Source organism: Paenibacillus sp. EKM10P (genome assembly GCF_011800655.1).
GTDB lineage: Bacteria > Bacillota > Bacilli > Paenibacillales > Paenibacillaceae > Paenibacillus > Paenibacillus polymyxa.
Window position 1 is genome coordinate 827,203 of the sequence record NZ_JAALET010000001.1, and the last position, 18,510, is coordinate 845,712.

20 protein-coding genes and 2 tRNA genes are annotated in these 18,510 nt (G+C 42.9%); 13 read left to right on the forward strand and 9 right to left on the reverse strand.

Going from position 1 to position 18,510, the window contains the following annotated elements; genetic code table 11:
- Positions 1-9: 9 nt before the first annotated feature.
- Positions 10-234 (reverse strand): alpha/beta-type small acid-soluble spore protein, encoded by a 225-nt coding sequence (locus tag HFE01_RS03770; protein WP_013309613.1) that lies wholly within the window; start codon positions 232-234, stop codon positions 10-12.
- A gap of 105 nt (positions 235-339) precedes the next feature.
- Between HFE01_RS03770 and nrdR the strand changes: the two genes are divergently transcribed.
- The 3 genes from nrdR to HFE01_RS03785 all read left to right on the forward strand — a co-directional run bounded on the left by nrdR (position 340) and on the right by HFE01_RS03785 (position 1,097).
- Positions 340-807: a transcriptional regulator NrdR gene (gene nrdR / locus HFE01_RS03775; protein WP_013370366.1), complete on the forward strand. Its 468-nt coding sequence runs from the start codon at positions 340-342 to the stop codon at positions 805-807.
- Between the two features lie 130 nt (positions 808-937).
- A tRNA-Ala gene (locus HFE01_RS03780) sits at positions 938-1,013 on the forward strand.
- Between the two features lie 11 nt (positions 1,014-1,024).
- A tRNA-Lys gene (locus HFE01_RS03785) sits at positions 1,025-1,097 on the forward strand.
- A gap of 85 nt (positions 1,098-1,182) precedes the next feature.
- On the opposite strand, the gene HFE01_RS03790 is transcribed toward HFE01_RS03785, so the two are convergent.
- From HFE01_RS03790 to HFE01_RS03800, 3 genes are read right to left on the reverse strand one after another with little or no spacing between them, the layout of a single operon-like run.
- Complete coding sequence (locus HFE01_RS03790) at positions 1,183-2,187, reverse strand: alpha/beta hydrolase family protein (RefSeq protein WP_107734364.1); 1,005 nt, start codon at positions 2,185-2,187, stop codon at positions 1,183-1,185.
- A complete protein-coding gene (locus HFE01_RS03795) occupies positions 2,171-2,836 on the reverse strand; it encodes a GNAT family N-acetyltransferase (protein ID WP_107734363.1) in 666 nt (221 codons plus the stop codon). Before HFE01_RS03795 ends, HFE01_RS03790 begins: the two co-directional genes overlap by 17 nt.
- Positions 2,817-3,611 (reverse strand): helix-turn-helix domain-containing protein, encoded by a 795-nt coding sequence (locus tag HFE01_RS03800; RefSeq protein WP_107734362.1) that lies wholly within the window; start codon positions 3,609-3,611, stop codon positions 2,817-2,819. The genes HFE01_RS03795 and HFE01_RS03800 overlap by 20 nt, the downstream gene beginning before the upstream one ends.
- A gap of 169 nt (positions 3,612-3,780) precedes the next feature.
- Here HFE01_RS03800 and HFE01_RS03805 point away from each other — a divergent pair, with 169 nt between their 5' ends.
- From HFE01_RS03805 to HFE01_RS27195, 3 genes are all read left to right on the forward strand, one after another.
- Positions 3,781-4,659 (forward strand): radical SAM/SPASM domain-containing protein, encoded by an 879-nt coding sequence (locus HFE01_RS03805; RefSeq protein WP_107734361.1) that lies wholly within the window; start codon positions 3,781-3,783, stop codon positions 4,657-4,659.
- A gap of 190 nt (positions 4,660-4,849) precedes the next feature.
- Entirely contained in the window at positions 4,850-5,746 is an 897-nt protein-coding gene (locus tag HFE01_RS27190) for a helix-turn-helix transcriptional regulator (protein WP_243208133.1), read from the forward strand.
- Positions 5,716-6,741, forward strand: coding sequence for an ABC transporter substrate-binding protein (locus tag HFE01_RS27195; protein ID WP_243208134.1), 1,026 nt, complete (start codon positions 5,716-5,718; stop codon positions 6,739-6,741). Before HFE01_RS27190 ends, HFE01_RS27195 begins: the two co-directional genes overlap by 31 nt.
- Positions 6,742-6,865: 124 nt before the next feature.
- On the opposite strand, the gene HFE01_RS03815 is transcribed toward HFE01_RS27195, so the two are convergent.
- From HFE01_RS03815 to HFE01_RS03830, 4 genes are all read right to left on the reverse strand, one after another.
- Positions 6,866-8,002, reverse strand: coding sequence for a hypothetical protein (locus tag HFE01_RS03815; RefSeq protein WP_107734360.1), 1,137 nt, complete (start codon positions 8,000-8,002; stop codon positions 6,866-6,868).
- Positions 8,003-8,093: 91 nt separating this feature from the next.
- On the reverse strand, positions 8,094-8,504 hold the full coding sequence (locus HFE01_RS03820; protein WP_044785449.1) for a DUF4183 domain-containing protein: 411 nt from the start codon (positions 8,502-8,504) through the stop codon (positions 8,094-8,096).
- Positions 8,505-8,593: 89 nt separating this feature from the next.
- A complete protein-coding gene (locus tag HFE01_RS03825; RefSeq protein WP_044785451.1) occupies positions 8,594-9,406 on the reverse strand; it encodes a DNA alkylation repair protein in 813 nt (270 codons plus the stop codon).
- A gap of 75 nt (positions 9,407-9,481) precedes the next feature.
- Entirely contained in the window at positions 9,482-10,156 is a 675-nt protein-coding gene (locus tag HFE01_RS03830) for a Crp/Fnr family transcriptional regulator (protein ID WP_025364524.1), read from the reverse strand.
- A gap of 198 nt (positions 10,157-10,354) precedes the next feature.
- On the opposite strand from HFE01_RS03830, the gene HFE01_RS03835 reads away from it, so the two are divergent.
- From HFE01_RS03835 to HFE01_RS03850, 4 genes are all read left to right on the forward strand, one after another.
- The gene (locus tag HFE01_RS03835) at positions 10,355-11,437 is read left to right on the forward strand and encodes an ankyrin repeat domain-containing protein (RefSeq protein WP_107734359.1); all 1,083 of its coding nucleotides are present in this window, start codon (positions 10,355-10,357) and stop codon (positions 11,435-11,437) included.
- Between the two features lie 417 nt (positions 11,438-11,854).
- Positions 11,855-12,601 (forward strand): DeoR/GlpR family DNA-binding transcription regulator, encoded by a 747-nt coding sequence (locus HFE01_RS03840; protein WP_016819655.1) that lies wholly within the window; start codon positions 11,855-11,857, stop codon positions 12,599-12,601.
- A 2-nt stretch (positions 12,602-12,603) separates the two neighbouring features.
- Positions 12,604-13,515, forward strand: a complete 912-nt coding sequence (gene pfkB / locus HFE01_RS03845) for a 1-phosphofructokinase (protein WP_107734358.1) — start codon at positions 12,604-12,606, stop codon at positions 13,513-13,515.
- A gap of 67 nt (positions 13,516-13,582) precedes the next feature.
- A complete protein-coding gene (locus HFE01_RS03850) occupies positions 13,583-15,511 on the forward strand; it encodes a PTS fructose transporter subunit IIABC (protein WP_016819657.1) in 1,929 nt (642 codons plus the stop codon).
- Positions 15,512-15,635: 124 nt separating this feature from the next.
- Here HFE01_RS03850 and HFE01_RS03855 read toward each other — a convergent pair whose 3' ends face one another.
- Complete coding sequence (locus HFE01_RS03855) at positions 15,636-16,526, reverse strand: LysR family transcriptional regulator (protein WP_103042360.1); 891 nt, start codon at positions 16,524-16,526, stop codon at positions 15,636-15,638.
- A gap of 112 nt (positions 16,527-16,638) precedes the next feature.
- Between HFE01_RS03855 and HFE01_RS03860 the strand changes: the two genes are divergently transcribed.
- From HFE01_RS03860 to licT, 3 genes are all read left to right on the forward strand, one after another.
- On the forward strand, positions 16,639-17,025 hold the full coding sequence (locus tag HFE01_RS03860; protein ID WP_107734357.1) for a tautomerase family protein: 387 nt from the start codon (positions 16,639-16,641) through the stop codon (positions 17,023-17,025).
- Positions 17,022-17,357, forward strand: a complete 336-nt coding sequence (locus tag HFE01_RS03865) for a carboxymuconolactone decarboxylase family protein (protein ID WP_107734356.1) — start codon at positions 17,022-17,024, stop codon at positions 17,355-17,357. Before HFE01_RS03860 ends, HFE01_RS03865 begins: the two co-directional genes overlap by 4 nt.
- Positions 17,358-17,599: 242 nt before the next feature.
- Positions 17,600-18,457, forward strand: a complete 858-nt coding sequence (licT, locus tag HFE01_RS03870) for a BglG family transcription antiterminator LicT (RefSeq protein WP_107734355.1) — start codon at positions 17,600-17,602, stop codon at positions 18,455-18,457.
- Positions 18,458-18,510: the final 53 nt, after the last annotated feature.

Genomic DNA, 18,510 nt, shown 5'->3' on the forward strand with positions numbered 1-18,510 from the left:
TTACCGAGATTATTGGTATTGTCCTGCCAATTGTTGTTCGGCGATCGTTACGAGGCGTTTTGTGATGTAGCCCCCGATCGAACCGTTCTCATAGGAAGTCATGTTACCTTGGTATCCATCTTGAGGAATGCTGATACCCAGCTCTTGAGCGATTTCATATTTCATTTGCTCCAGAGCACCGGAGGATCTGCTGACTACCAGGTTGTTGGAGTTGCCATTGTTTCCTTGTGCCATTGTTGTTCACCTCCTCGCGACGTGGTAAACATATTATGATCCGTTTCGACAAAATTATTACTAAAAAGCTTCGGGAATTTATTGGAAAAAGGAAGTGATGAGATTATGAAGTGCCCGTATTGCGCTTACAACGGCACGAAAGTGTTGGATTCGCGACCAGCGAATGATAATAAGTCCATCCGACGCCGCCGCGAATGCGAACAGTGTGCCAGGCGTTTTACCACCTTTGAAATGGTGGAAGAGACCCCACTGATGGTCATCAAAAAAGATGGCAGCCGTGAAGAGTTTAGCCGTGATAAAATGCTGCGCGGTCTCATTCGAGCCTGTGAGAAGCGTCCAGTATCAGTCGAGCAGCTCGATCTGATTGTATCTCAGGTGGAGAACGCCATTCGCAACACGGCAGCCACAGAGGTGGATAGCCAGCAGATTGGTGAGCTGGTCATGGAACAGCTCTATCCTGTGGATGAAGTGGCCTACGTACGCTTTGCGTCCGTCTATCGGCAGTTCAAAGACATCAATATGTTTATGAAGGAACTGAAAACACTGTTATCCAAAGATACAGACAGCGACTGATCGCTGACTGTATCTTTTTAGGGCCGTGGCGGGAAGATGTTAATATTTTTTTTATAAAAGTATTGACACAGGGTCGAATATTTTATATGATATAGAAGTCGCTTGAAACGTTAATTAACTTACATGAGACGGGGCCTTAGCTCAGCTGGGAGAGCGCATCGCTGGCAGCGATGAGGTCAGGGGTTCGATCCCCCTAGGCTCCACCATAATTTTATATGGACTCTTAGCTCAGTTGGTAGAGCAGTTGACTCTTAATCAATTGGTCCAGGGTTCGAGTCCCTGAGAGTCCATCCTTTAAAAAAACGGCAGAAATGCCGTTTTTTTGCTGTTTATATATCTATTCCCGGTCTAATAGAGTATACAGCAGTTTCAAGCTTAATGCTGACTAACAAAATCGGCGAGAATTTGTAGATAATCATCACTCACCAATTGTCTGGGGGCAAATACGGCGGTTAAGAAGGTTAGGGACTTGGAATGCGTGATGTACTCATTCATCATGGAATGGTCAACTTTTGGCAAATGAATGACAGACAGCAGCTCTGGAGATATCTTTTGGCGATATACTCGCTCGGTGTCTTTTACATCTACGTTCATATCTTTCCCAGCCAGAACCAAGAGTACAGGAGATTTAAAGTAGCTTAATTCTTCCGTAGAATCAGAACGAAAATTTTTGCCTATAAAGCTCCATCTTTCTTTGGAAATGATATCGTTAGGACTGGCTATGCTTAGGTATTCTTCATAGGAAGCATGATTTTTCAGTAATTGTAGAACCTTATGGTCGTAGTCCAGTCTCTTTTTAATTTGCTGCGGGCTAGCTCCTTCTTGTTCCAACTCTTTTTTTGTGTTAAATCGCCCTTGTGTAATCCAATTCACAGCCGGCGATACAAGGATGCTGAATGCAATATCATGCTCCTCTTTAACGATTTTCGGAATGACCCAGCCTGCTTGACTGGCTCCCCAAAGGCCGATTTTGTGCTTATCAATCATCGGTAAGGTTTTGGCCCAGTCAACTGCATATCGAATCTCCTGTGCCCGGTCCTCCATACTTTGCTCCAGCCAATCGCCTGGAGCGCGGTTAATACCGGGCTTATTCAGGGATAAGGAAGCATACCCCTTAGAAGCAAACCTTTCCCACAGTGGTTTGTATCCATCATCATAGGTGTCATTGATTGGACCATCTCCATGGACAAAAACAACCAATCCAACCTTTCCCGAGTAGTTTTTAGGCAAAGCCAGTGTACCTGTTAATACTCCTTTGGGAGTTGCAATTTGTATTTTTTCTTCCGTCATCTTGTAGGAATTTTGATATAAAACAATCAATATCAAGGCAACAGCCAGACCTGCCGCAATACCAAGGGTAAGTTTATATGTTTTTTTCAATGCTGTTCTCTCCTCGAATGCAGTTTTGTTCTTTCCAGCTCATTAGATGCCATACAGGCTCCTTGAACCAAAAATGCCGCCAACCATTATATCGGGACTGCTCTATTTCAAACGCTAGATTGCGGTACAAGCGGATAGCCTGCCGATTCTGATGTGCTACATAAAGTGTCAACGTATGGAACCCGGATTCAACCGTAAACCGCTGTGCGAAAGCTAGAAAATGTCGCCCGATCCCTTGATTGCGATGACTTGAGCGAATCGCCAAATGATCAATGTAACACTCATCTATGGCAGGTTTATAGTCCAGCGCATACATGCCTGTCAAAAATTTAAATACATTGAAGCAGCCAAACTGTTTTATAAGCGAAGTCAAAGAAGTGAGATTTGTTTTAGGAAGTGAAGAGGAGGGAGCCTTCCATTTGAGCGAAAGGACACCAACAACATCTTCGTTCTCTTTAACCACAAATTGCTTCCCAGATGTAGAATCAGGATGTTGAACCCAAACCTGCATTAATAAACGCTGTATATCTTGATCCTCCAAAGTAACAAGAGCTTGAAATTTTGCCTTAAACGATTCCACTAAGAGCTTACATACGGCTTCATGGTCTTGCTCTTGATAAGCAACAATGTCATAGGATTGTGGACTCATGTAACGTCCTCCTGCTATCAGAAATTTGTACTTGAATCTCATATTGCAGTTCGTTGCTGTCAAATATGGATAGATAGGATTTTTCCACCACAATGATCTTGCTCAAGCATTCATATTGGTGCTGGGTCGCATAATGCTCCAGTTGTTGGACTTGGTGTTCTATCTCAGCGTCTTCAGTGGCGGAGAAATGCTTGTAGAGATAGGTACCTTCTTCCAGAATGTAGTCAGCTGTTCCTGATGTCGTTTCATAGTATAGCTTCAGCTGTCCAGAGTCAGATAGATAATGTAGATCATTTTCAAATAATTGTGGTGGGGCAGGCCGCTGTTCAAATAGATTCCTGGCCGTGAGTTCTTGATCACTCTCCAGTGCAAACCACAGCTTTAAATGTCGAGTATCCAAAAGCTTGATTCGATACTCATTGTTTTGCCGGGTAAGGTTATGATGTTCTTTTAGCACTTTATGAATAAACTGTTCGAGCAGCTTTAAGTTAGCGATTTCATCCTGTACCTTCTGTAACGAATGTTCTAAAAGCTGGTTGTAATCATCGGCAGTGTAGGAAGTCATACATTCTTCAATTTGACCGACAGGGATATTTAATTTACGTAGCATTAAAATATGTGAAAGTTGATAAATTTCATGAAGTCCGTACATTCGATATTGATTTTCATCTGTGTATAACGGATAAAGGATACCCTTTTCTTCAAAATACCGCAGCTGATGTACAGATACATTCATGAGCTGAGCAAGCTGACTAATCGTAATGTGTTTTTTCAATGACAGGTCTCCTTCTTGATAATTGAATAACTTCACTATAAACCTTAGGTCAGACCTAAGGTCAATAGAAAATATCCGCAGAGTTTACCTCTCGTTCATAACCCGTTATAATCATAAGATTAGTGAGCATAAACCAAATGTTCAGGATGAAGGTTAGAATGGGGAAATCATGTTGAAGACTTTTAAGAAGGTATACATTGAGATAACAAGCATTTGCAATCTTGCATGCAGTTTTTGCCCTCAGACACAACGTGTCAAAAAATTTATTGATCCGGAAGTCTTTCGGAATGTACTTGATCAGGTCAAGCCGCATACGGATTACATTTATCTGCATGTCAAAGGAGAGCCTTTGCTCCATCCCAAAATTGATCTTTTGCTAGAGAGTGCGCATGAGAAAGGCTTAAAGGTCAACATTACCACCAATGGTACCTTGCTGCCGAAGACCGGACATAAGCTGCTTGGTCAGCCGGCATTACGGCAGATGAATTTTTCTCTTCATAGTTTTGACGGGCATGAAGGTTCTGTGGATCGAGAAGGTTATTTGGGTCATATTTTCACGTTTGTCAGAGAAGCTGTGAAGCACAATATCATTATTTCCTTCCGTCTCTGGAATCTGACTCAAGATAATTTGACTAATGTGCAGCGTCAGCGCAACCGCGAGACACTGGAGCAATTGGAGCAAGAGTTTGGGCTGGACTATCGGATTGAAGAAAAAGTAATGCCGGGCAGTGGGGTCAAAATCGCCCCCAATGTATATTTGAATCAAGACTACGAATTTGAATGGCCTAGCCTGAGTGCACCAGAAGATGACGGAAAAGGCTTTTGTCATGCGCTTCGCAGTCAAGCGGCGGTTTTGGTGGATGGAACAGTGGTCCCTTGCTGTCTTGATGGAGAAGGCGTCATTAATTTAGGAAATGTGCATGAGCAAACATTTTCCGAGATCGTGGAAGGTGAGCGTGCAAACCGTCTGTACTTTGGATTCTCCAAGAGAGAAGCAGTGGAAGAGTTGTGCCGAAAATGTGGTTATCGCAAACGATTTGGAACCTAATCATATCGGTGGAAATCCAAGCGACAATTGAATGGTTCACAAAAAAAGATAGCCCTTTACAGGGCTTTTTCTTATATTTGGATGGGGGGTGAGCGGTAGTAATGAAGTTGAACGAACACATTTTATTGTGGAATCATGTGTTTATACAAGTGATGGATGTTCTCCATAAGAAAATGGATAAAGGGAAGAATTGCGAAACTACAGACTTCCGGTCAGTGCGTTTTTATATACTGTACGCGGAAGTGCGCGGGTATGGTTAGATGACAGTGTTCATAGGGTGGATCGTTTTCATGTCCTGCATGGGGGAAAAGGAATGTGCCTGAGCGTCATGACGGAGGATGTGCTTGAATATTACATCATTCTGTACAAGGCAACTTTGGCCCTACCTGGTCGGAAGGAGATCGCACAATTGCTGGAAAAGGGAAATCCTTTTCAGAATCAGTATGCTTTCGCACCTCATTACCCGCTGCCCCTGTATGATAAAGTGAAGCTGTTGGAGCAAGAATGGCATAAGGGATCGGGACTTGGTAAACTGCACGTCAAAGCTTTATTTCATCATTTTGTCTTCGAATTGTTACATCAATTGGATCGACAAGGCATTCAGCCCCTTAAGCCTGACTTGGTAGCGCAAGCTGTAACTTATATTTGTGAGCATTTTAGTCGGTCTATAACACTAGAGTCCATTGCGGAGGAGCTAGAGTGCAGTACCGGATATTTATCAAGGCTGTTCAAAAGTAAAATGCATACCAGTCCAATTCATTACTTGGGCCAGATACGGGCAAATCGAGCGGCAGAGCTGCTAATGCAGACGGATGCCACTTTGCAGGAGATCGCAGAGCGTGTGGGATATCCAGATGCTCATTCATTAAGTCGCAGCTTCAAGAAATATAAGGGACTATCTCCTGTACGATTCAAAAAAGAACGGCAGCAGCATATCCAGGCGCAAGATCAGGATATGCCCCAAACGAAGCTTAAATATGCCCTTCAGCGGACAGCTTTCACCCGTTATACTGATATTGATTATCAATATCGTATCATGCGGAAGGGGATTTATTCATGCACGGAAGAGGCAAAATTACAGCAATGATGATCATGTTGTGCTTATCATTGATGCTGGGAGCCTGCTCAGCTCCGACGAATACAAATGGAAGCTCGCAAACGAAAGCCAATCATACAGCGAAATCATCCAACAGCGATGGACAAGCGGCAGTACAAGCACAGACCAGAACGGTTAAGACACTAAAAGGCGATGTGGAAGTACCTGCTAACCCAAAACGAGTAGCATCGGATCAGTATATGGGTCATCTTTTAAAACTGGGGATTATACCTGTAGGGGTCAGAAGCTTTATGTTGAATGAGGCTTGGATTGATCAATCGGGATATCCCAAAGAGAAGTTAGCCGGAATCAAAGATCTCGGGGATTTTCCTATGGATTTGGAGGAACTGACCGTACTGCAACCGGATTTAATTATCGGCTCAATTGAAAAGAACATCGACAGCTACCAGAAAGTAGGAACGACTGTGTTCCTGCCGTATTGGGAGGGTGAATCTACAGCGGGACCACTGGATAAATTCCGCAGAATCAGTGAAATATTTGGTAAGCAGAAAGAAGCCGAGCAGTGGATTGCTGAATATGAGAAGAAAGTTGCAAAGGCTAGAATTAAAATTGACGGTATCATTAAAGATGGAGAGACGGTTTCGATCGTACAAGTCGCCAATAAATCAATCTATGTTTTAGCGGCGAAAGGCGGTAACTACGGAAGTCCAACCATATATCAAATGCTACAGATGCCACCCACTAAGAAAGCAATGAATATGAAAGAAGGATTTGAAAATATTTCGCTTGAGGTTTTACCCGAGTATATGGGAGATCACATCTTTGTATATGGCTCAGAAGATGAAGGGGCCAATCAGATTCTGCATAGTGAGCTATGGAAGGGTCTTCCGGCTGTAAAAAAAGGACAGGTGTACATGTACGGTTCATTCAGCGATAAAGGGGATGAGTTTGTGATGGAAGATCCCTATTCGCTGGAACTTCAACTGGATACTATAGTTAATCTCTTATTAGCCCACAAAAGATAAGAATTAAGGTGATATAGTTCCATTTTAATATGGAGAAGTTTTTAGGATTTCAAGCTGTGATAGTCACATAGAAAAAATCCGCTTTACACAAAGATTTCTAAGTGTTTGGCGGATTTTGTCATGTCTATATTTCTTCTTCTCTATATGTTTTGGTGTATCTTTGAAATTCAGATTTTTGATTATCGTAATAATCAGCTCTCGTCCAAAAAATAATTTGAGAGAAAGAATCGGTATGCTCCAAATAAGTGATTAAATATACAACTTTCACTTTATCGTTCTCTGTCCATACTTCGTATTGCAAGCCTTGATTCCCGTTAATATTGACCTTTATTGGTCCCGTCAATATTATCCCTTTTCCAGACCTTTTAAGTACTAATTGAGCTGAAAACTCAGCGTATTCTTTTAATGTGATCATTGAGGATTTCTCATAAGGTAGTTCAGATTTCCAATCCTTGATGACCACCATGTACGCATCGTTTTTCTCATACCAGGCTTGAATTAACGCATCTGGATTAAGAATTAAACCAGCCTTCCATATATAAGGGAGACGGATTCGTTGCTGGGCATCTTCGCTTTTAAAAGTTTTTAAAATAGTTGTTGAACGAAGATCAGGCTCCACTTGTGAGTCGCTTAATATTTTTAAGGAGCTGGCTATTGTCGCAAATTCGTGATGTTTTTCTATAGCTGAGCCTCCCCTTGAATAGATCAATACTTGAAGATAATGCTGTTTGCTCTCAAACATGGCACTGAAGTAATAGACCTGTTGGCCCTGAAAATTCCCACTATAATCGGCTGTTCTAGCGGTTGTGGAATCAATCTGGATTGGGGTAGTATCCACAGCCTTAAAGTTTTCTAGGCCCAGTGCGGAGATTTCTTCACGTTGCTGTACGAATTCGTCGAGCGTCATATTATTTGCAAAAGCTGACTTGGGGACACGGAAAACCAGACCTACGTTCTTTTTTTCTTTGTCACAAACACTAAGCACTGAATCCAGTTGTCCTTGTTTAAATTTACGCCAGCCAGCGGGAATGGTGAGAGCCACAAGATCCTTATCCGAGGTAACGGCATGAGCTGACGACTCTGTGACGTGTGGGACAGGTTGACTTTCTTTGTCCACAACGGCTGTATTATGAGTCGTATTGTCTACATTAGAATTCATTTGGACTGTAGTTACAGCATTTTTGGAATTGCAACTGGTAAGAATGAATAGTGCTATAAGTGCAATAATATAAAATCGAAAATAGGCAAAACTAAATCGCATGGAAATAACTCCCTCTGTTTCATATTTATAAAGGGAATTTTACCCTTTTATTAAATTATAAAAAAGAGGCGTTTGTCCTGTTTTACGTAGCTCAGTCGCTTATTGTGGTCGTTACGGTGACGTTGTTGACAGATGTTGAGGAAGCGCTGGTGTTGAAATTGATCACCTCAATAACTACGGTAGCGCCAACTAACAAGCCAGTATTTATGATTAGATTAGTAGGAGAAAGTGTCGTTAATCCGCCTCGCTGCAACGTTCCATTCACGAATACATTGTAGTAACCGTTACTGGTCGGAACCACCAGACTGTTTGCCGCAACTGAAGTCCCACTATCATTCGTAAAATTTTGTGCCGGGATGGTGGTCACTCCCCCTAGGATGTTGCCGAGCACAACAACGGCTGTGTACCGATTGACAATTGGAGTGACATTTATATTCGTGGTGATGGCAGTGTCTCCAGATACAACACTGTCTGCTTCCAGATAGATTCGGATAATAGACATAGGAATTCCTCCATTCCTAATATTCCAGATGTATCTCATAGTTTATGTAAATATTCTAGCTATGGATTGGATGGGGAGGAGTCTCCAGATTATTCCATTTTGTTCAAGCTTCTTTGTGCCCGAGTTACTATTCGCTTCGTTTCCTTTGTATCTGAAGCCAACAGCCATGTATCACATACCTGAATTACCCATTCCGGGTTAGTTTTGCTGGCATCATTCAGCCAATTGCCCACCGAGTCTTGAACATATTTGACAGGGTCAGATTGAACCACTTCCAAAAGTGGAAGGGCTAACTCGGGATGTTCTTTTAGTTCAGGGATGTGTTTGGCCCAAACGCCTTGTGGCCGGGTTAATTCTATAGCAAAACGACGTATGTTAGCATCCTTGTTTCGCATCCAGCTGTTTAACAGCACAAGCGCCTCATCCAGTTGCAAGGATATAGGTTCTCTCATTGCCATCCAGGCAATTTCACGTACTCCGAAATGGGAATCTGCTGCAAATGGTCGAATATCAGCTAATTTTTCTTCTAGACTTAAACGGGAATCTACCCCGATGATGTAGGCAGCCCAGCAGCGAATGCTATCTGAAAGATGAGAGGCCATCGCGTCAAAGATACGAGTACGCTCTTCTAACGTTTGTTGCTCAAACACATGAAGCCATGCTTGTGCTATTGCGGGTATTATTTTCATGATCTTTTTTTCCTTCAGATGATCCAATTCAGTCAAGAAGACATTGAATGATCGCTGCAATCCAAACTCATCAAGAGCGTTCCGCAGAAGTACAATATGATCTACAGCCAGCCATTCGGTAAGATTCACAGTCTCAAGTTGTCCCTGTTGTAGCAATTGAAGTACATCAGTAGGGATATCTGTTCTTTTGCGAGCCCCTTTGCGGTGTAGCATTTCATCACTCCATATCGTATATTTGCTGGTAGGTATACGATAATTCTTTTGTCAGGAGGAAAGATGTAATGTAGCTTACAACTTCACTAGCTTTTGGCGATGGATGTAAATTGTCTTAAAGCCGGTCTTAATGACCCTTTCTTTGACGAGCTCCTGTAGAGCGGTTGTTACAGCCTCACGGGTGGCTCCAACCAAATGTGCTATTTCCTGGTGAGAAAGCGGGAAATCAATTTTGTAATACTCATCATGACTTTGAAGGGCAAATTGATCGCATAATTTTAAAAGAACATATAAAATTTTATCCTGTAAATTTCCCAAGGCTAAATGCTGGGCCAGACTACTCATTCCTGAGATTCGGTCACTTAGCACCTTGATCATGTTCATCATAAACCGGGGATGTTGTATTAAAAAATGCTCAAAGCGGTCTTTGTCCATCCGGCAGATATCGCATTCTTCTATCGTTTCTATATACATATCCCTTGTCCCTAATGAAATCATATCCATTTCACCAAATACATTCCCCTCATTGAGGATATCCAAAGTAAATTGCTTCCCGTCAGCATTTAGCTTATATAGACGTACTTTTCCCTTCTTCACAAAATAAAGCCCTTCGGAAAAGGTATCTGGGGTTTGAATAAATGTATTTTTTGGTAGAGTCGTAATGGAGGTCATTTGATCCATTTCAATCAAATCTTCTCGTGAGAGACTATGCAGCAAATTGAATTGGGATAAGTATTGAATGCTATTCATATGTTCTCCTTTTCGTTACATCGAGTATAAAGAATCAACTACAATTATAGCTTCTATAAGGCATATTCACCTATACTCTCAATTGTTTGCATTAGAGTGAGCAAATAAACTGGGGAGTCAGGCGGATTTAAGTAAACGGAAGATTGGTATAAAATAGATGTACATGAATAGCAGATACATAAAGAGTGAGGGTATACGATGATCCAATTAAAAGATATCGGCAAATTTGACGGTCTTCCAAAAATCGCAATACATATTGTAGAAGGCAATATGTCGGCTTTACGCCAAGCGTTGACCGAAGGCTGGGATATCGAACAAGAAATTAAACTCAGCAAATATACGACGTTAAGTCCATTAGACCTTGCGCTCATCTGCGAGCAATTGGATGTGTTGAAGCTGTTGGTGGAGCAAGGTGTTCAACTTAATGCAAAAGATCGTCCCGCATTTTTAACAGCTGTTCGTTATTGTTCAGAAGAAATTGTCCGCTATGTGGTGGCCCATGGTGCCAAGCTGGACGGAAAAAATCAGGTCAAAGCCGGTGCCTATGAGCAAGCCTATTATGGCAATAAAAAGAATATCTTGCTGATTCACGAACTTGGCCTCGATGTAAAGCAGCACGGTGGGGCAACGCTGCGCAACGCAGTTAGTAAACATGATCTGAACACAGTGGCACTACTGTTGGAGCATGGTGCGGATATTAATTACAATGCCCCTAATATGGTATATCCCTATAAAGCGACTCCTTTAACTGTGGCAGCACGAAATAATGATTTTGCGATGGTTAAGTACCTGGTAGAGTATGGAGCTGATGTGACACTGGCAGAAAAGGATGGAGATCGGGCATATACGATTGCTGTTAGCAATAAGAACGTGGAAATGGCCGAATATCTAAAGTCTGTGGAACCACCAGCGTTTCATAATCTGGAGAATAAACGACATACCTTAAAAAGCTACAAGCTTCCTAAGGATCTTGTAGCCTTTCTGATGGGAGATCAGCTCCGTGTGGATCTTCCAGAAAATGATTTAGGTATCCAATTTGTTGAGTTCTTCTCTTTCATAGATACGGTTGAGATGAAGGTGGGACGGCAAAAGCTGTTGCGTTTGTCTCTAAACGTAGATAACTATTCGGATATCCTTTTGGTGTGGAATCCGAAGCACAAGTGTCTTGGTTATTATGACGAGGAGCATCAAGAATATGCGGATGTATGCAGCTTTGCTGAGTTTCTTGCGCAGCCGGAAGATTATCTAGAGAAGATGATTGAGGGTGAATATTTATCCTAATGAGGTGAGCCATGAATGCGGTATGCATGCAATCATGGCTCTTGTTGAGTTAATCCAAGCTTGCAGTACTGATCCTCGCGTCCAGGGCATAAGAAGTTTTATGATTTGCTGGCTGAAGAATCGAGAATTACAGCTACAGCAAATCCAGACCGTAGGGAGCAAGGGATATGATGGGGCATATTAAAGTGTCAGAACGTTTTTGAACGTTTACTGCTGAATTCCTATGTAAGAAGAATGAATTTACATAAAAGTAGCTGAATTTTCTTTAAAATGTAAACGCAATCATGCTTATTGGAGCAGGAATTCACCATTTTGTAAAAAAATGAAGTTGGAATGAATTTTTTTGAATCTTTTTGGAGAAAAATGATTGTTTTTTGCTAGGTTTGTGGTACGATAAGAACAGTTGGGGGAATGAAGATGCTGACGGAAGAAAGATACAAGTTAATAATACAGCGCTTACAAGAGCGTGGTGTTGTAAAATTGCAGGAATTGGCTGATCTCTTGGGAGCTTCTGAGTCAACGATTCGGCGTGATTTGATAGATCTTGAAGGCCGTCAGTTGTTAAAGCGGATTCATGGCGGGGCAACCTTGCTGAATCAGAAAAGTCAGGAACCTGGCATGGAAGAAAAAACATTCAAAAACGTTCAACAAAAAAACGCAGTCGCTCGTATGGCAGCCAAAGAAATTTTGGATGGTGAATGTATCTATCTGGATGCGGGAACAACAACGATGGCGATGATTCCTTACATTGAAGCTAAAGACGTGACGGTCGTGACGAATGGTCTCTCCCACGTAGAAGCACTGGTAAGCAAACGAATTAGAAGCTATCTACTGGGAGGGATGATGAAAATTCATACCAAAGCCGTAATCGGGAGTATTGCCCTACAGAATTTGGACAATTTCCGATTCGACAAGTGCTTTCTGGGAACGAACGGGGTAGACGTGGAGATGGGGTATACCACTCCTGATCCTGAAGAGGCGCTGATCAAGCGGCGTGCCCACCAGCTGTCCGGCAAAACATATGTGTTGGCCGATTCCAGCAAAATTGGAGAAGTAACCTTCGCCAAATTGTTCGAACTCAAGGAAGCTATCCTTATTACTGAATCGGTGCCGGAACGTTCACGCCGATCCATCGCACAGAAAACTAAGATAATCGAGGGATAACGATGATATATACAGTAACGCTGAACCCTTCCATTGATTATATCGTGGAAGTTGACGATTTGAAGCTTGGTGATTTGAACCGGATGAAACGTGATTTAAAACTGCCAGGTGGCAAGGGAATTAATGTATCACGTGTACTAAACCAGTTGGGGGCAGACAGCACGGCGATTGGTTTTCTCGGAGGGTTCACAGGCAGGTTTATCGACGATACATTGCGGGAAGAATCCATTAAAACTGATTTTGTAATGATCGAAGATGATACACGGATCAATATTAAGCTCAAGCATGGTGATGAAACGGAAATTAACGGTTTGGGGCCTGCGATTCGTGAGCAAGAAGCCGATGCATTGGTGCAAAAGCTGGCGAGTCTCCAGAAAAATGACATTGTCGTCTTGTCGGGAAGCATCCCGCCATCCCTTGGAGGGGACTTCTACGAGCGACTGATTCGCGTATGTCAGCAAACCGGGGCTGAATTCGTTATCGACACCACAGGTGAGGCGCTGATGAAGGCCTTGGTTCATAAACCGCTGCTCATCAAGCCGAATCATCATGAGCTGGCTGAGTTGTTTGGCGTAACTATTCATTCTGAGGAGGAGATCGTCACTTACGGTCGTAAACTACTGGAAGCAGGTGCAAAAAATGTACTCATTTCCATGGCAGGAGAAGGGGCTTTGTTCATTACGGCAGATGAAGTGTATCACGCAAATGTACCGGCAGGAACGGTGAAAAATTCTGTAGGCGCAGGTGATTCTATGATTGCTGGATTCGTGGGTACGCTGGCTCTACATGGCGATCCGATCGAAGCCTTCCGTGCAGGAGTGGCAGCCGGAAGCGCAACCGCGTTCTCCGATGATCTGGCTACGAGAGAGAAAATTGAACAATTACGGCCGCAAGTCACGATTTCAAAACGGTAATCTGGCTACAGCATGAGCTTATTATGCGTGTGTCTACACGCTGATCGAACTTAGGAGAGTGTGAACAATGAGAATAACAGACCTGATGATTAAAGAAACGATGATCATGGACTTGCAGGCAACGACAAAGGACGGGGCGATTGAGGAACTCATCACCAGTCTCGAAGCAAGTGGACGTATTAATGACCGGGCCTTGTTCAAAGAAATGATATACAAACGCGAAGCTGAATCCAGCACTGGAATCGGCGGTGGTATTGCGATGCCACATGCCAAGACGAAAGCCGTGAATGAAGCGACCGTCGTTTTTGCCAAAAGCAGTAAAGGCGTAGAATTCGAATCGCTGGACGGTGAACCCGCGAAGGTATTCTTTATGATTGCAGCTCCAGAGGGAGCGGCAAACACACATCTTCGCACACTGGCTGCCCTTTCTCGGTTGCTCATTGATACTGATTTCATCGACAAGCTGATGAATACACAAACACCGGATGAAGTAACAGAGCTATTTGATACTAAGCAGGCGGAAGAAGAAGCTGCCAAGAAAGCAAAAGAGGCCAAGAAAGAGGCAGCCAAAGCACAGCAAACGCCGGACGTTATCGTTGGCAACCCGGATTCTGACGAGTTTGTAGTTGCAGTGACCGCTTGTCCTACAGGCATTGCGCACACGTTTATGGCTGAAGACGCTCTCATTAAGAAAGCGAAAGAAATGGGTGTAAATATCCGGGTAGAAACGAACGGCTCGGAAGGCGCACAAAACGTACTGACAGCAGATGAAATCCGTCGTGCCAAAGGCGTCATTGTTGCAGCTGACAAGAAGGTTGAAATGGCCAGATTTGACGGTAAACCTGTATTGCAAAGACCGGTAAGTGACGGTATCCGTAAATCTGAAGAACTGATTCGCAAAGCGCTGAACGGCGAAGCGCCAATTTACCGTAGTGAAGGTAAAGGCAACGCTGAAGAGTCAAAAGCCGAGAAGACCAGCGTAGGCAGTAAAATTTACAAGGATTTAATGAACGGGATTTCTCATATGTTGCCATTCGTTGTCGGCGGGGGGATTTTGTTAGCGATTTCCTTCTTGATCGAACAAGTGGCTGGAGAAGATAATGTACTATTCCAACTGCTGCAAACGATTGGCGGAGGAACAGGTGCGTTTCACTTCCTGATTCCGATACTGGCCGGATTTATCGCAATGAGCATTGGAGACCGCCCGGCACTGATGCCAGGTATGGTCGGTGGTTTGATGGCTGTAAACTCCAATGCAGGGTTCCTTGGCGGTCTGGCAGCTGGTTTCATGGCCGGTTATGTAGTTATCTTCCTGCGTAAAGCTTTTGCAGGTCTGCCGAAAGCTCTGGATGGTTTAAAACCAATCTTGTTATACCCTGTATTTGGACTCCTAATTTCAGGCGCGATTATGTTCTACCTGTTCGATCCAATTTTTGGTGGTATTAATACGTGGCTTGTCAATGTTCTGAACAATTTGGGAACTGGTAATGCGGTTATTTTGGGTCTGATTCTGGGCGGAATGATGTCGATCGACATGGGCGGACCTTTCAACAAAGCAGCATACGCATTTTCGATCGGTGTCTTTACTTCCAGCGGTAACACAAACGGGGCTATGATGGCAGCTGTTATGGCAGGCGGTATGGTGCCTCCACTGGCGATCGCACTAGCTTCGACGTTCTTCAAAAATAAATTTACCGAGCAAGAACGCAAGTCTGGCTTGACAAACTATGTACTCGGATTGTCCTTCATTACGGAAGGTGCCATTCCATTCGCGGCTGCTGACCCTCTGCGAGTCCTGACCTCTTGTATTGTAGGGTCGGCGATCGCTGGCGGTCTGACGCAATTCTGGCAAATCAATCTTCCAGCTCCGCATGGCGGAATTTTTGTAGCAGCTCTTGCCAACCATGCGTTGCTATTCTTGCTTGCAGTGGCGATCGGCTCCGTGATTTCCGCGCTCATTCTGGGACTGTGGAAAAAACCAGTTGAAACGAAATAACGAGTATCACAAGAGTATAGAAATTAAAAGAGGAGCCGAACTCCTCTTGGTCTTATCATAGGAAAACCGCTAAACACTCGTATATCGAGGTGTTTAGCGGTTTTTTTATGGGCTCATAATATTTTCAGCTCCAACGGGTGTCATTCCCCACTGTTTTTTTAACCAGCTGCATAAACAGCCTTTGGGCCGAAGTCAGGTATTGTGGGTGCTGATTGTTTTGTAATAGTCCGATGGGGATATTCGGATCTGTTAGCTGGAGAGGAATGGTGACCAGGTCCTTCTGCAAAGGCATTGATGACAGAACCACTCCAACCGAAGGAAACGTATGTACAAATGAGGGTATAGACGAAATTTGACTGACGGTATAAAAAAAAGGCATCGACGGGAAGCGGGAAAGCTCCTTCTCCAGTCGTATATGATACAAGCAGTTCTTACCTCCGACGATAAGCGGATACTCATACAGATCTTCGAGCTGAAGCTCACTTCTTACCGCGAAGGGATGACTGCGGGACACGATAAAAGCAATTTGTTCATGATACAGAGGTTCGAAATGTAGGGAAGGAATCGAGTGAGGTTCTCCAGAGATTGCAAAATCCAGCGTACCGTCCAACAAAGCTTTGGAGAGTGCATCCGTGTTTCCCACTGTAAAGTGGCACGTAATATTCGGTTTATGCTCTCGAAACTGTCGTAGAATCAACGGCAGTGCGATAGTAGCTACCGTTTCAATCACACCGATATGGAGCGTGCCAATCTCTTCATTTTTCAGCGACTTCGCCTGATCCATTACAAAATTCCAATGCTGAATAAGACCGTCAACCTCTTCGGCATACATTTTTCCAGAGGCGGTTAATTCCGCATCCCAGCCTCTTTTAAAAAGCTGAAATCCCAGCTCTTTCTCTAGCCTCTGGATTTGGTTCGTAACTGTAGATTGTGCGTAGTTTAATTTAGCGGCAGCTTTTGAGAAGGTTCCTTCTTCAATAATGGTACGAAACGTAGTTAACTCTTTCAGATCCATATGGACTCATCTCCATCGATAAAATTGAATATGCTTATGATTATTTTCAATTATACAGATGAAGATAAGGAGAGTACAATCATCTTATCCCAACGGATAGGAGAGAATGAATATGCCTTTTGTACGAGTAGGTTATTTGGAGCAACAATACACAGAGCAAGAGCTGCCTGGCATTAGCCGCTGTATCATGAATGCTTTGATTGAACATTTTCAGGTCCCGCCCAAGGATTATTTTCAGGCTTTTCATGCTCATAAGCAGAGCGAGTTTTATTATAGTTCCGATTATTTGAATATATTCAGAACAGACAAGCTGCTTTATATCCAAATTACGATGGGATCGGGTAGAACTACGGAACAAAAAAAGAGTTTTTACCAAAGATTAGCCGCACTCATCTCTATTAAATGCAAGATTAGACCGGAGGATGTATTTGTGACACTGGTAGAGACCGAATTAGAGGATTGGTCCTTTGGCAACGGACTTGCCCAGATGATATTATGAAGCATAAATTAATTAGATCGAGTGTTCGGGAAACGATAGGTGATTTTGCACCCGCTTTTGTAACCTATACGGAGGAGGTTCTTTTTGGAGATGTATGGAGAAGAAGTGAGCTATCTCTTAGGGAACGGAGTCTCATTACAGTTGCCGCTCTGGTAGCGGGGGAGCATGTGTATCAACTTCCTTATCATCTGAACCTGGCCAAGGAGAACGGGATTTCGGAGGAAGAATTGATTGAGGTCATTACACAGCTAGCCTTTTACGTAGGATGGCCGCGGGCAGCCTCAGCAGTTCAGGTTGCCAAAGACATATTTTGCAAAGAAAAAGAACGTTAAGCATCAACTTAAAAACTGCTGAGCACAGGGATTTCGAGTGTTTGGCGGTTTTTTGGCATGATTGTATTGTTATTCTGCTTTGAAAGCGGTATAGTAAGAGTAATTGAATGAGGGGCATAGTGTCCTTCGGGATTGTTACTGATAAGCAGGCGATACCCAAATAATGACTAATGGACTTAGTCGTTATTTGGTTTTTTTTGTTATTCCAACTTTGTTATTACATCAATGAGGTGAGCAGATAGATGATCATCCGGCAAATATTTAACAACAATGTCATTCGGGCCGAAAATCAGGTAGGTCATGAGTTTGTTGTCATAGGGAACGGTCTGGGTTTTAAAAAGAAAAATGGACAAAGGGTCGATGAAGAAAAAATAGAAAAAACCTTTGTATTAAAATCCGATAAAATTCCACAAAAATTAATTGATCTCATTGGGGAGACATCTGTAGAGTATTTGAAGGTGGCGGATGAAATTGTAGGCAGCGCCAAAAAAGAAATGGGAAATATTTTTAGTGATAATATCTATATTTCGTTGATTGACCATATCCAATTTGCCATCTCTCGATACAGGAAATCTGTGGGGCTTAAAAATTCACTGTTATGGCAAATTAAAAAATTTTACAAAAAAGAATTTATGATAGGTATGAATGCATTGGACATCATCCATGCTCAATTTGGCATTCAAATGGATGAGCATGAAGCAAGCTTTATTGCCATGCATTTTGTTAATGCAAGACAAGACGGACAGGGCATGAAACAAACGGTTGAGATTACTGAAGTCATTGATGACATTTTCAATATTGTAACCGATTACTATCAGATTACACTGGATGAAACCTCATTTAATTATTCGCGGTTTATTACTCATTTGCAGTACTTTGCCCAGCGCTTGCTGAGCAATGAACAAGAGCAATTAGCATCAGGGGATAACTTCTTGTATGACCAAGTCAAAGAAAAATACGAGAGGGCTTTTCAGTGCACCCAATTAATTAATCAATACTTGGAATTAAAGCATGAAAGTGCGATGTCGATTGACGAGAAAGTGTATTTGACGATTCATATACAGCGTGTAACCTCCAGAAATGATTTGGCTGATGCTTAGAAAAAAAGCTTGCAAACGATTTCGGAGTGTTTTATAGTAGGCTCACAACTTAA